We start from the raw sequence: 13,540 nt of genomic DNA, 5'->3' as shown, positions 1-13,540 counted from the left end.
TCTGACCCCTTTAGTGGAGTAAAGGATTTAGATATATAATTTCTTGCGTGCTTATTGTAAGATAGTTTTATAAATATTATGAATTTTCGATAAGTGGAGGTGCGATATGGATACTATGCCTTCAATGACAGATTCACCATTGTGGGACCGAATGGGAGAAACCAAGCTTGAAAAAAACTATCGTTTGGATTTACGTGAGAAGTATTCCGAAAAGGAATACAACAAGTATATGAAAAAAAATCATGTACTTGATTGGTCGCAGCTTACTTGGAAGGAAGTAGGGAAACCCTTTGAAGTGAAAAACATGTCAAAGCACCGGAAACAATGGGAAAAGGAAAACAGCGGTTCCATGCCTGTTAAAACATCATGGGAGTATTTTAATAAGGCTTTTCATGAATGGTTTGCAAAGGATGTTCCAAAGGAGATTCAGGAAACGAAAACGGCATTTCTGCATAGTTTGACTGCTTTCAGTCCGGCAGACGTTAAAATGGCACTTGGAGAAATGGTAAAGATACGATTGTGGAATTTTGCCCATAGAATTGAAGACGGTATATGGGACCCGCGAGGCAAAAGAGAGCTATTTTCAGGTTTGGATGTGCAAAAACCGAGAATTCTTTTTCTTGGTGCAGCGGAAGGCTATGAAGCCATGCAGCTTGCAGCCATGTATCCTGGTGCAGACATTGTAATGGTCGACTATGATCCGTTTTGCAGGGATGTCCGATTTGGAGAATTTCCGGACGCATATCCTTTTTTAGGCTCCAATCAGGCTACTGGATCAAATAAAATTTATTATAAGAATGACTTTAAAGTGGAATATATAGTAGATGATATACGCAGCCTTCCTTTTGGAAATGAGTTCGATATTGTTCTCTCTGTTGGATTAATTGAACACTTTCCGGATGAACATAAGCCTGAAGCGATCAATTGGCATCGGAAATTCCTTAAGCCATCGGGCTATGCTGTTATGACAACACCCAGGAGCCAGCTTCGCTCAAAGCTTTATTATCAGATTATGGCTGATGTCATGAATCATACTTATCGTGAACTTATGACGGTAGAGCAAATGGGAATGTATATTTATGAAAGCGGTTTCGATATTTTAAGCCATGGCTATATAAAAGTGCATAATGCAGTCATTGCTAAGCCCAGATAACGAAATTATAGACATTTTCCGAAAAATCCATTCCCAGCGTTCTTAGATTGATTGATATTTAGTATTAAAATGATGTCTGTTATGTATAAATATAGGAAGAGATCTTCCTATACATAGTTGGAATAGAAATAAAGAGGGGGAATGAAAATGCTTGGATTCATACAAAGAATAGGCAAATCATTAATGCTGCCGATTGCAACGTTGCCGGCTGCAGCATTGCTGCTCCGTCTCGGACAGCCTGACTTGCTGAATATCCCTTTTATAGCTGCCTCAGGAAATGCTATATTTGGAAACTTGCCGGTCATCTTTGCTATTGGGATTGCGATTGGCTTCGCGAAAGGCAATAATGGCGCAGCCGGGCTGGCTGGTGCGATTGGATATTTTGTATTGAGCAGCGGAGCAACGGCTCTTAATAAAACCATCGATTTGGGAGTTTTAGGCGGTATTATTGCCGGGATTGTGGCTGGCCTTTTATATAATCGTTTTCATAATATTAAGCTCCCGGATTGGCTCGCTTTTTTCGGGGGAAAACGGTTTGTCCCGATTATTACGGCTGGTTCCATGCTTGTTTTAGGCTTTATATTTGGATATCTATGGCCATTTGTACAGGCAGGAATCAACAAACTGGGTATTTGGATTATTGATGCAGGTCCGTGGGGAGTGGCAATCTACGGACTTTTAAACAGGCTTCTGATTCCACTAGGACTGCACCATGTTCTTAACAGCTTCCCGTGGTTTATCTTTGGAAGCTATAAATATCAAGGAGTAGTTTACCATGGGGATATTGCGCGATTCCTGCATCATGACCCAACTGCAGGGCATTTTATGACGGGCTTTTTCCCAATCATGATGTTTGGCCTTCCAGCCGCATGTTTAGCCATGATTGCAGCTGCTAAGCCGGAACGCAGGAAAGCTGTTACAGGGATGCTTCTCGGAATTGCCTTAACGGCTTTTGTTACAGGAGTAACAGAACCAATTGAGTTCTCTTTCATGTTCTTATCACCTGTTCTATATGGAATTCATGCTGTTTTAACAGCCATTTCAATGGCACTGACCTATGTACTTGGAATTCGAGACGGTTTTGGATTTTCAGCAGGCGCTATTGATTATGTATTAAACTTTAAAATTGCTGAAAAACCGTTACTGCTTCTTTTGGTAGGTATCGTCTATGCAGTTATCTACTTTGTCATTTTCTATTTCCTAATCAAAAAACTGAATTTGAAAACACCTGGACGTGAAGATGAAGAGGATTTGGAAGAAGAAGGAATGGAAAGCGTTAGAGGAAATGATAAGTACGATATTATGGCTTCTCATTTTATTCAGGATATCGGCGGTAAAGGCAACATTACAAACATTGATAACTGTGCAACAAGGCTGCGTCTTGAGGTGAAGGATGCAGGAGCTGTTGACAGTTCGGCTTTAAAACGCCATGGCGCAAAAGGGTATATGAAAATTAATAATCGCAATATACAAATTATCGTGGGGACACATGTTGAGTTTGTCGCGGAGGCCATGAAACGAAATGAGGGAAATACAGTTCCTGTAAAGGATGAAACAGTGGTCGAAAATCTATCCGCACCGGTAAGTTCCGAGTCAAAAGCAGAATTCATCATGCCAATAGATGGTGAAATTGTATCACTCGAGATTGTTCCTGATGATGTTTTCTCCCAAAAAATGATGGGGGATGGTTTTGCGATTAATCCATCCGGCACGGTTCTGGTTTCTCCAGTAAATGGTACCGTTACAAGTGTATTTCCGACCAAGCATGCAATTGGCATTACAAGTGATGAGGGTGCAGAAATATTAATCCATATTGGGGTTGATACGGTAAAACTGAATGGAGAAGGTTTTACAGCGTATGTCAGCACAGGAGATAAGGTGAAAGTCGGCCAGCGCTTGGTAGAGGTTGATTTTGAAAGTTTAAAATCAAAAGTACCTTCAATTTTAACACCTATTATTTTTACAAATGCTGAATATGTGAATGTACTGGAATATAAGCATTATAAGCAAGGGGAAAAGGTGAAGATAGAATACAGGTAATGATTTTCTATTGACGAATGTGCTGTTCTTCTATATTCTATAAATAAAAATAAATGCCCGCGCACAAACGGGAGAGGTTCATAGCTGATACCCTCTATAAAAAACTATGGATACCTGAAATAAAGCCATATCCATAACGGATGTGGCTTTTCTTTTTATCCACATTTATGTTGGTTTACTACTAGAGATCTTCAGTTGAATGGGAAAAATATTCATTGAACCCTCTCATGAAATGTAAAGGTACATTTTGAAGGAGGACTTTTTTATGGCAGGAAGAACAGAAAAAGAAGGATTAAAGGATTTAACATTGTTAGGGAATCAAAATACTCAATATTCTTTTGCATATGCTCCGGAAGTATTGGAATCAGTAGATAATATGCATCCTGAGCGGGACTACTTTGTAAAGTTTAACTGTCCGGAATTCACAAGCCTGTGTCCAATTACGAGCCAGCCTGACTTTGCGACAATGTATATCAGCTATATCCCAAATCAAAAAATTGTGGAAAGCAAGTCCTTAAAGCTGTATTTATTTAGTTTCCGCAATCATGGCGATTTTCACGAGGACTGTGTAAATATCATTATGAACGATTTAATTAAGCTGCTTGACCCCCGTTATATTGAAGTATGGGGTAAGTTCACTCCTCGTGGGGGTATTTCCATCGATCCGTATTGCAATTATGGAAAGCCAGGTACAAAATACGAGAAGATGGCGGATCACAGGTTAATGAATCACGATATGTATCCAGAAAAAGTGGACAATCGTTAAAGAGTGAAGATGCCTCTCATACAGTGTGGGGAGCTTCAGATTCATTGTTTTATTTCCAATAAAAGCTTATTCGATAGAAAAAGCCTTTTCCCTATTTAAATTCTAGGGAAAAGGCTTTTTATTTCTCTCTGTTTTCCAGCAGGTTGATTATCGCTGGAGGCAAGTTGAACTGAATTTTAACTTACCATGCGTGTAATTCGCTTTTTCTTCCAAACCCATTGATAATACCCATATTGCAGCATGAGGCTCACAATAAAGGCAGCGGGATAACCAATCCAGATACCTTTAATACCGAGAGTGGTGTGAAAAGACAGGATATACGCAATAGGAACCTCAACAAGCCAAATGGAGATAACACTAAAAATTGTTGGCCATAACACAGTACCGCTCGCCCGCATGGTAGCCCCGATGATTTGCGTATTTCCAAAGATAAGATAGCTCCATAAAGTAATCATTAAAAGCTGTTGGGCGATATCAAGGGTAAGCTGGTTCGTTATAAACCACGCAAGAATGTCTTTTGAGAACAGGTAGACAAGTACGATGAGCACCCCGCCAATAATATAATTTAAAGCCACTCCTGCATGAATAACCTTTTTTAACCTATCAAATTGATTGGCACCAATGGACTGTGCAGCAAAGATAGAGACCGCGATTCCAAGACTGATTGCCGGTGTTTGGACATAGCTTGCTACCTGGTTGACAGCCCCATAGGCTGCAGTTGCATCTGATCCGTAATGATTAACAAAACTGATGACAGCAATCTCTGATAATGAAACTAGAATCATGTTAATGCTTGCAGGAATTGACAGTCTCAGTAAAAGCTTGAGCAACTGGCCCTCCATTCGCAAATGCTTCCGGACCGATGCATCAAACTGGAGAGGGTTGCGCTTTATGCGGAGGTAGAAGATTAAAATAATAAAGGTCAAAATCGTCGAGATCACAGATGCATATGCGGCGCCGTATATACCTAGCTTCGGAAAGCCCATCCATCCGAATATGAGCAATGGAAGCAGAATTAGATTAAGCGCCGTACTGACAATGAGAAAATAGAAAGGCGTTTTGGAATCCCCTGTACCCCTAAGGAATGTGGTGTACGCAAAATACAAAAACATAAAAGGCATAGACCAAAATAAAATTCGTGCATAATGAACACTAGTCGGAAGAATATTCACAGGGGTGCCGATCAGGCGCAGCAGGTCTGTGGTAAAGGTCCCCCCCAGCACTGCAAGTACCAAGCCCAGTAAAAAAGTGAAGGAGAGGGTGGTACCAACAATGGCTTTCAAGCGTTCTTCATTACGGGCTCCAAATGCCTGACCTATCAATATAGAGCTGCCGGACCCTACCCCAATAGCAAAGGAAACGAGCAGAAAAAACAGAGGAAAGAAGGCAGAGAGGGCAGCCAAAGCATTTACACCAAGTGAACGGCCGACCACGATACTGCCGACCAGCTGGCCGATTGACTGTAAGGCATTGCTGAGGATCAGCGGAATTAAAAAAGCGGCCATTAACTTCCAAATGGGCTTTTCGGCAGAATGATTGCCGTGGTGATGTTCGGGTTCACCTTTGTTTAAGGGATCTTTTGTACTCAACTGTGACTCCTCCTTTTGTTATTAAAAGTGATAAGGTTAATGGATAATTATAATAATAATGAAAAATTTGCGAAAAGTCATTTACATTAAAGGGAAATGTTTAATAAATAATCATAAAAACCGTGTTTATATAACTGTATTATAATTAAAGATAATTTATATCTATACATTTATAGATATTATTATATATTGTTTATATTTATTGCGATGCTTTGATGCTTTATTGTGCAAAAGGGGTCAGACCCCTTTTGTGCTTTAGTGTGTTAAATTTCTCTAAAGGTACCATAAAAAAATCACTCCAGGGGGACAGGAGTGATTTTTTTAAGGGAAGAATTAAATGAATTATTTACCAATGTAGTCTCTGGCTATCTCTAGCGCCTACACCCCTATCGGCTAGCGAATTCCTATGCCTCCTCCCTGCGATAAGGAAACATCAGGTCGAAAACTGCCCTCATCTTCTACTATAAAAATTTTAAACATCGCTTTCTCCTTTTTAAGAGGATTGATAGTATGTATTGTACTAAAAAACAGGTTGAAAGCAAAAAAAGGGTTTTTTTGCAGTAAAGGAATTTTTCGAAAAAATTTACAGAGAAATTGAAACCTTTCATTTAATTATACGTATTAACATACAAAATGAAGTAAGCAGGAAGAGAAAGAAGCGGTTAAATGAATGAATGATAAAGCTTAGACACAAAGGAATGAATGAGATGACGATCCTGGGAACACAAATTGAAACCATTTACTTGATCGTATTACTGGTTTCGGGAAGCCTGACACTGCTTTATATCTTATTTGGAGATGTATTTCATGGTATAGGGGAGGCTTTGAATTTTCTACATCCTGCATTGGTTTTAGCGTTTTTTACTTTCTTTTCTGCCAGCGGATACATTATGGAGATGATAACACCTTTATCGAGCCAGACGATTATCGTTTTTTCTATTCTACTGGCCCTGCTGCTGGATACCCTCTTAAATGTATTTGTGCTCATTCCTTTATCCTCTGCGGAGGAATCCATTGCCTATACCGAAGATTCATTAAAAGGAAGAGTTGGCAAAACGATTATTTCCATTCCGGAAAATGGATTTGGAGAAGTGGTTCTGGAGAGCAGCAGCGGGACAATAGCAAAGCCTGCAGCAAGCTATCGCAATGAAAGCATTGGGGAAGGAATGCAGGTTTTGGTCATTGAGGTGAACAGCGGCGTATTGTACGTTGTGCGGTATGAAAATCATCAGCTGCATGATGTTCTATAAAGTGTTTGAATATGTGCCCGTGAAGTAAACATACAAAACAAGCTTTAAACAAGTAAAGGGGGACAATTGAGTGTTTACATCTGGAATGATTGGAATTTGGGTAGTGGTAGCAATTGTAGCTTTCTTGATTATTGCGTTAATTGGTGTATTTATTTCGAAATACAGGACTGCCGGTCCTGATGAAGCCCTAATTGTAACAGGAAGCTATTTGGGCGGCAAGAATGTCCATGTCGATGAATCCTCCAATAAAATAAAGATTATCCGCGGGGGAGGAACCTTTGTATTGCCTGTCTTCCAGCAGGCTCAGCCGCTCAGCCTGTTATCAAGCAAGCTTGAAGTTACAACACCAGAAGTGTATACCGAACAGGGAGTTCCTGTAATGGCAGATGGGATTGCCATTATTAAAATAGGAGGCTCCATCGGAGAAATTGCTACTGCAGCTGAACAATTTCTCGGAAAAAGCAAACAGGATCGCGAAAATGAAGCAAAAGAGGTACTGGAAGGGCATCTTCGTTCTATTTTGGGTTCGATGACAGTGGAAGAAATCTATAAAAACAGGGATAAATTTTCGCAGGAGGTTCAGAGAGTAGCATCACAGGACTTGGCGAAGATGGGATTGGTTATAGTCTCTTTTACAATTAAAGAGGTCAAGGACAAGAATGGTTATCTTGAGTCACTGGGAAAACCGAGGATTGCCCAAGTAAAGCGTGATGCGGATATTGCGACGGCAGAAGCAGATAAAGAAACGCGGATCAAGCGTGCGGAAGCATCCAAAGAGGCAAAAAAGGCAGAGCTGGAAAGAGCAACTGAAATTGCGGAAGCGGAAAAAATGAACCAGTTGAAAATTGCAGAATTTCGCCGTGAACAGGATATTGCGAAAGCTCGCGCGGACCAAGCGTACGATTTGGAAACCGCGCGTTCAAAACAAGAAGTGACCGAGCAGGAAATGCAGATTCGGATTATCGAACGCCAAAAGCAAATCGAGCTGGAAGAAAAAGAGATTTTACGCCGGGAAAGGCAGTACGACTCTGAGGTCAAGAAAAAAGCCGATGCTGATCGTTATTCAGTGGAACAATCGGCTATTGCGCAAAAAGCGAAGCAAATGGCAGAAACAGATGCCAATAAATACCGGATTGAGGCCATGGCTAAAGCAGAAGCTGAAAAGGTGCGGATTGACGGTCAGGCAAAAGCAGAAGCCCAGCGTGCACAAGGGGAATCAGAAGCAGAAATTATACGTTTGAAGGGTCTTGCAGAAGCCGAGGCAAAAAGAAAAATTGCCGAAGCCTTCGAGCAGTTCGGCCAGGCAGCCATCATGGATATGGTATTAAAAATGCTTCCTGAATATGCAAAGCAGGTGGCAAGTCCGTTAAGCAATATTGATAAGATCACGGTCGTAGACACAGGAGGAAGCGGAGCAGATGGAGGAGCCAATAAAATAACAGGCTATGCGACTAACTTAATGTCTACTCTGCAGGAATCATTAAAAGCTTCATCAGGCATCGATGTAAAGGAACTCCTTGTCAATTTGTCCGGGAAGAATAATGTAAGGAACAGCCTTGATCATTTAAGATACGAACTCGCAAATGACAAAGAGTCGGTAGAAGCCGGAAAAACTCAGGATTAACATAAACAAAGAAAACGGAAATCACTCTGCGTGTTTCCGTTTTTTGCTGTCCAGAATGTACTTTACAGCACTAAAGGGGTGCTGTAAAGCGATTAAGGTATCACTATTCAAGCGGGGTTTCATATCTTTGAGGGGAGAATACCTTTTGAGAGATAGCATAGAAGTAACGGAATTCATCAAAAAGCAGGCGGTCATAGTCGTTAAAGTCAAAGGAGTCAAAGAAATGCTCCAGCTGTTCCTCTTCTTCAGTCTCTAATATTCCAGATAGTTCAATAGGTCCTTTTATTTGATCGTAAAAGTGTCCATATCCATAAAAATTAAAAACATTTTCTATTTGGTTACTATCCATTCAAAACTCCTCCTAATACCTACAGTATGGCCGTTGACTGTTGTCTTTTAGTCAAAAGGAGCAAAAGAAAAGACCATCCAGTGATTACCGGATAGCCTTTCATAGAATGGTATATAATTAAAGTCCGCCTAAAACAGGATGAGGCACATAGGCTTCTTCCAGACGCTGTATTTCTTCTGCCGAAAGTTTTAAGTTCAGTGCAGCTGCAGCATCGTCCAGGTGATGAATCTTGGTTGCACCAACGATAGGGGAGGTTACGGGTTCTTTTTGTAAAACCCATGCAAGTGCTACTTGTGCACGGGGCACATTGCGTTCTTTCGCTATTTTTGCCACCTGTTGTACTACTTTTCGATCAGCTTCCTCTGTTTGGGTATAAAGCTGCTTGGCAAATTGGTCTGTTTCCGAACGGATACTTTGTGCCTCCCAGTCTCTTGTTAAACGGCCGCGGGCAAGCGGGCTCCACGGGATGACTGCAATTCCTTCTTCCTTGCATAGAGGAAGCATTTCCCGTTCTTCCTCCCTATATAATAGGTTAAGATAATTTTGCATGCTGACAAATCGTGTCCAGCCATTCTTTTCCGCAACATGCAGTGCTTTGAGAAATTGCCAGGCATACATAGAGGATGCCCCGATATACCGTGCTTTCCCTGCTTTCACTACATCATGAAGGGCCTCCATTGTTTCTTCAATTGGAGTATAGGGATCCCAGCGATGGATTTGGTATAGATCAACATAATCGGTACCAAGTCTTTTCAAGCTGTTATCAATCTCAGTCATAATCGCTTTTCTTGATAAACCAGATCCGTTTGGACCTTTTCTCATCTTACCATGAACTTTTGTGGCAATAACAATGTCTTCCCGATTGGCGAAATCACGCAAGGCACGTCCCACAATTTCCTCACTGGAACCGGCTGAGTAAACATTGGCGGTATCAAAGAAGTTGATGCCAAGATCAAGCGCTTTCTTGATAAACGGCCGGCTTTCATCTTCGCTCAAGGACCACGAGTGGTTTCCTCGTCCCGGGTCTCCATAGCTCATGCAGCCTAAACAAATTCTTGATACATCCAATCCAGTACGTCCTAGCTTTACATACTCCATTCGCTTAAACCCCTTTTTTGCCCCATGGGAGCTTTTTTTGAAACCTATGCCAATCTTTGCGCAGGTTTATTCATAATGAGCGTGGAAGCTCTATCCTCATTTTAACAAACCGAGTATGTCCTGCTCAAAGAAACTGATTTCTATCTTAATAAAAAAAGTGCAGAATTATCATCCTGCACTTTTTAAGTATCTATTATTCTTCTATTTTATAAGGCCCTTTATCTCAGTCGAAGCCTCCGAAATCCGTACGCCGATGAACAAGTCGCTTCCGCTTTTCTTATTTAGCGACTCTAGAAAGTCGGTTAATGAATTGAAGGGATCTGCCTGTACCGACTACTACTGCTTCGAGCGGATTAGGAGCAAGGTGCACAGGAACAATAATTTCCTTGCTTAACCAATCCTGCATTCCCTGAAGAAGAGAGCCTCCACCAGTTAGAATAACACCGCGGTCTACAATATCACCGCTTAATTCTGCCGGTGAGTTTTCCAGTGTTGCACGGATTGTTTCTAAGATTTGGAGCAATGACTCACGAAGGGCTTCCTGGATTTCAAGTGAGCTTAACGTAATCGTCTTTGGAAGTCCTGTTACGAGATCACGGCCGCGGACATCCATTGTCACTTCACGATGATCAACCAGAGCGTGGCCGATATTAATTTTAATGGCTTCTGCAGTAGGCTCTCCAATTAATAGATTGTAATTCTTGCGCACATGCTGAATAATGTCTTCATCCATTTTGTCGCCGCCGATGCGAAGAGTATTACATGTTACTACGCCTCCATAGGAGATAATAGCTACTTCGGTTGTTCCTCCTCCAATATCTACGACCACATTCGCAACAGGCTCATCAACTGGAAGATCTGCACCGATTGCTGCAGCAACAGGCTCTTCTATCAAATGGACATTTTTGGCACCGCTGTTTCTTACTACATCCTGAATGGCACGGCGCTCTACAGATGTGGCCCCGGAAGGAGTACAAACGATGACATTTGGTTTTCTAATGCCTAGTCCGCCTTTGTTAATTGTTTTCATAATTTGTCGCAGCATTTCAGTTGTCATATCAAAATCTGCAATCACACCGTTTTTTAAAGGGCGAATGGCTGTGATTTTCCCTGGTGTCTTACCAATCATATTTTTGGCTTCAGCCCCGAATGCAAGAACCTTTTTTGATTCTGTATCAATCGCAACGACAGAGGGTTCATTTAAAATAACCCCCTTACTTTTTGTGTAGACTAATATATTTGCAGTTCCCAGGTCGATACCAATCTCTGAACTTGATAGCATGCATTTCACCTTTCCTTTACATTTTAATTGAATTTACGGCAAGAGAAGGGCTCTTGATGTGTATTATTTGTGTAATAATTGAAAAATGCTGGTTATCATTCAACATTCCGCAATTTTTGATCATTTTCTACTAAGTTTGACACATTTATATAATAATTCTTCCTATATTATAGAAGATTTTTGAGGGTATTTAAGAAGATAAATTATGCCAAAATGTTATATTACAAATGTTAAGTAAGAAGAATTATAAGACGGAATACTGTTATATAAGGGCTGAATGAAAAGAAGGGGGTGGGAGGTATTTTTTAAATTAATAAAATTTAAACGTTCTGTAAAAATGTAATCATTCTGTTGTATTTTAAATAATCAATTAAAAGTAACAAAACACCCGGTAAAGAATCCAGGTGTTTTGTTAAGTGTGTCAACATTGAAGGCTGGTAAATAGTTCGGGACTTTAAAAGTTTTCGTAGCATCTCTTTGCGCCATTTCAAAAGACTACAGGCCGAGCCAATAATTATACTTGTAATAAAAGCAACGTTTAGAAAAGGCTCTGTAAATAAAGGGCTCGGTTAATCTTGCATAATGCATTTTTTGCAGGAGTCCAGGGTATCTTTTTCAATAATAATCATCAGATCATCAACGGAGCTTGATTAAAGCTCCGTTGAGAGAAGTTAAGCCAGATAGGGCATTTGATTCATGCTGGAAAGGTGCTGAATTTCCGCTACTTTTGATATATCCATATTGCCTCCGCTGACGATAACTCCGCAATGATTCGTTCTAAGCCGGCGGCCGTGCACAAGAAGTGCAGCAAATGCAGAAGCCCCTGCACCTTCTATTAGTGTTTTTTTGCGTTCCAGCATATAAATGATAGCGGATGCTATATCGTGATCAGAGACTGTAACAATGTCATCAACATATTCACGAATGACACTAAGAGCAAGAGTACCTGGTTTTTTTACAGCGATTCCTTCAGCAATAGTGGCAACCTTGCCAAAAGAAGGCTCTAAGTTATGGAAAAGCTCATACATTGATTTTGCGCCCTGTGCCTGAACGCCAATGACTCGTATGCGTGGATTTATGTTTTTCGCTGCGACGGCAACCCCGCTAATCAACCCCCCACCGCCGACAGGGACAAGGAGTGTGTCTAAATACGGCTGTTCCTCAAGCATTTCAAGGGCAATTGTGCCTTGTCCAGCCATGACTTCAGGGTCGTCAAATGGATGAACGAACACCATGCCTGTTGCCGCTTGTTCCTTGCGGGCAGCTTCATAGGCTTCATCAAATGAGTCGCCTGCCAATACGATAGATGCACCATAATTCCGGGTAGCCTCGATTTTTGTATCGGGTGTGCGGACTGGAACAAATACTTTTGCTTTGATGCCCCGCTTTGAGGCTGCAAGTGCAACACCCTGTGCATGATTTCCGGCAGAGGCTGTGATGACCCCTTTGGCTGCTTCATCAGCAGAGAGCCTGGCAACTTTAAAACTGGCACCGCGAATTTTAAATGCCCCGGTTTTTTGTTGGTTTTCCATTTTAAAATAAACATTTGTCCCTGTCATTCTGTTTATAGCAGATGATACGGTCAAAGGGGTACAATGGATGACAGTTTTTAAATGATTCATTGCTTCGTTTATCAGATTAGCCGTTAAGCAATTCCCAATGGGTTCACGCTCCTAAGGTTTTAGTTTATGTCTGTTTCTGAATTGTTTTTGCTTTTTCTAATAGAATACATCCGAATTCTGACGTTCTGCTTGGCATCTATTCATAAAGCATTCGCTGCAAAATTTACGAAGAAAGCCTAGTATTTTCATATAACACAATTTTATCGTCATATGTTAAGGTTACTCCAATTTCATCCCATCCATTGATGAGTATTTCTTTTGAATAAGGAGCAATTTCAAAGGAATAGTTCAATCCATTCTCATCACTTGCCGTTTGTTCTTCAAGATTGATCGTCATGTGATAAGATTCTGACTGAGCTTTTTTCATGATTTCCTGGACCTGTTCCTCTTTTAGCTGAAGAGGAAGGATACCTGTTTTAATGCAATTGTTTTTAAAAATATCTGCAAATCCGGGTGCTATGATCACTTTAAAACCAAAATCTTGAATCGCCCATGGGGCATGTTCTCTCGATGAACCGCACCCGAAATTATCACCTGATACCAATATCGATACATTTTTATATTTGGGATCATTCAATGAAAAATCTTTTCGTTCATTTCCCTCGTCATCAAAGCGCCAGTTGTAAAAAAGAAACTGCCCAAATCCCTGGCGCTCAATTCTCTTCAAAAATTGTTTAGGAATGATTTGGTCTGTGTCTACATTGGTTCGATTTAACGGATAAACAGTTCCTGTATGAATACGAAGTGGTTCCACTTAAAAGTCCCTC

The 13,540-nt window shown here is 40.8% G+C and carries 11 protein-coding genes and 1 riboswitch; of the genes, 5 read left to right on the top strand and 6 right to left on the bottom strand.

Going from position 1 to position 13,540, the window contains the following annotated elements:
* The first annotated feature begins 106 nt into the window (after positions 1-106).
* From A5N88_RS13465 to queF, 3 genes are all read left to right on the top strand, one after another.
* Entirely contained in the window at positions 107-1,153 is a 1,047-nt protein-coding gene (locus A5N88_RS13465) for a class I SAM-dependent methyltransferase (RefSeq protein ID WP_232317578.1), read from the top strand.
* A gap of 147 nt (positions 1,154-1,300) precedes the next feature.
* On the top strand, positions 1,301-3,193 hold the full coding sequence (nagE, locus tag A5N88_RS13460) for an N-acetylglucosamine-specific PTS transporter subunit IIBC (RefSeq protein ID WP_066266873.1): 1,893 nt from the start codon (positions 1,301-1,303) through the stop codon (positions 3,191-3,193).
* 67 nt (positions 3,194-3,260) lie between these two features.
* A riboswitch (PreQ1 riboswitch) is annotated at positions 3,261-3,307 on the top strand.
* A gap of 151 nt (positions 3,308-3,458) precedes the next feature.
* Positions 3,459-3,959 (top strand): preQ(1) synthase, encoded by a 501-nt coding sequence (gene queF, locus A5N88_RS13455; RefSeq protein ID WP_066266870.1) that lies wholly within the window; start codon positions 3,459-3,461, stop codon positions 3,957-3,959.
* 176 nt (positions 3,960-4,135) lie between these two features.
* On the opposite strand, the gene A5N88_RS13450 is transcribed toward queF, so the two are convergent.
* Positions 4,136-5,464 (bottom strand): MATE family efflux transporter, encoded by a 1,329-nt coding sequence (locus A5N88_RS13450; RefSeq protein ID WP_083953307.1) that lies wholly within the window; start codon positions 5,462-5,464, stop codon positions 4,136-4,138.
* Positions 5,465-6,255: 791 nt separating this feature from the next.
* Here A5N88_RS13450 and A5N88_RS13445 point away from each other — a divergent pair.
* Both A5N88_RS13445 and floT read left to right on the top strand, forming a co-directional pair.
* Entirely contained in the window at positions 6,256-6,798 is a 543-nt protein-coding gene (locus tag A5N88_RS13445) for an NfeD family membrane protein (RefSeq protein WP_066266865.1), read from the top strand.
* A gap of 85 nt (positions 6,799-6,883) precedes the next feature.
* A complete protein-coding gene (gene floT / locus A5N88_RS13440) occupies positions 6,884-8,422 on the top strand; it encodes a flotillin lipid rafts scaffold protein FloT (RefSeq protein WP_066270526.1) in 1,539 nt (512 codons plus the stop codon).
* Between the two features lie 103 nt (positions 8,423-8,525).
* Here the strand turns inward: floT and A5N88_RS13435 are convergent, their stop codons facing one another.
* The 5 genes from A5N88_RS13435 to leuD form a co-directional block, all read right to left on the bottom strand.
* Positions 8,526-8,771, bottom strand: a complete 246-nt coding sequence (locus A5N88_RS13435; protein WP_066266863.1) for a hypothetical protein — start codon at positions 8,769-8,771, stop codon at positions 8,526-8,528.
* Positions 8,772-8,888: 117 nt separating this feature from the next.
* The gene (locus tag A5N88_RS13430) at positions 8,889-9,869 is read right to left on the bottom strand and encodes an aldo/keto reductase (RefSeq protein WP_066266860.1); all 981 of its coding nucleotides are present in this window, start codon (positions 9,867-9,869) and stop codon (positions 8,889-8,891) included.
* A gap of 277 nt (positions 9,870-10,146) precedes the next feature.
* Positions 10,147-11,151 (bottom strand): rod-share determining protein MreBH, encoded by a 1,005-nt coding sequence (gene mreBH, locus A5N88_RS13425; protein WP_066266855.1) that lies wholly within the window; start codon positions 11,149-11,151, stop codon positions 10,147-10,149.
* Between the two features lie 671 nt (positions 11,152-11,822).
* Positions 11,823-12,773 (bottom strand): threonine ammonia-lyase, encoded by a 951-nt coding sequence (gene ilvA, locus A5N88_RS13420; protein WP_066266851.1) that lies wholly within the window; start codon positions 12,771-12,773, stop codon positions 11,823-11,825.
* 163 nt (positions 12,774-12,936) lie between these two features.
* Positions 12,937-13,527 (bottom strand): 3-isopropylmalate dehydratase small subunit, encoded by a 591-nt coding sequence (leuD, locus tag A5N88_RS13415; RefSeq protein WP_066266849.1) that lies wholly within the window; start codon positions 13,525-13,527, stop codon positions 12,937-12,939.
* Positions 13,528-13,540 lie beyond the last annotated feature (13 nt).

The sequence above is a fragment of the Heyndrickxia acidicola genome, from assembly GCF_001636425.1.
GTDB lineage: Bacteria > Bacillota > Bacilli > Bacillales > Bacillaceae_C > Bacillus_AE > Bacillus_AE acidicola.
The sequence above is the reverse complement of the archived record's forward strand: the minus strand, read 5'-3'. Positions and strand labels throughout refer to the sequence as shown.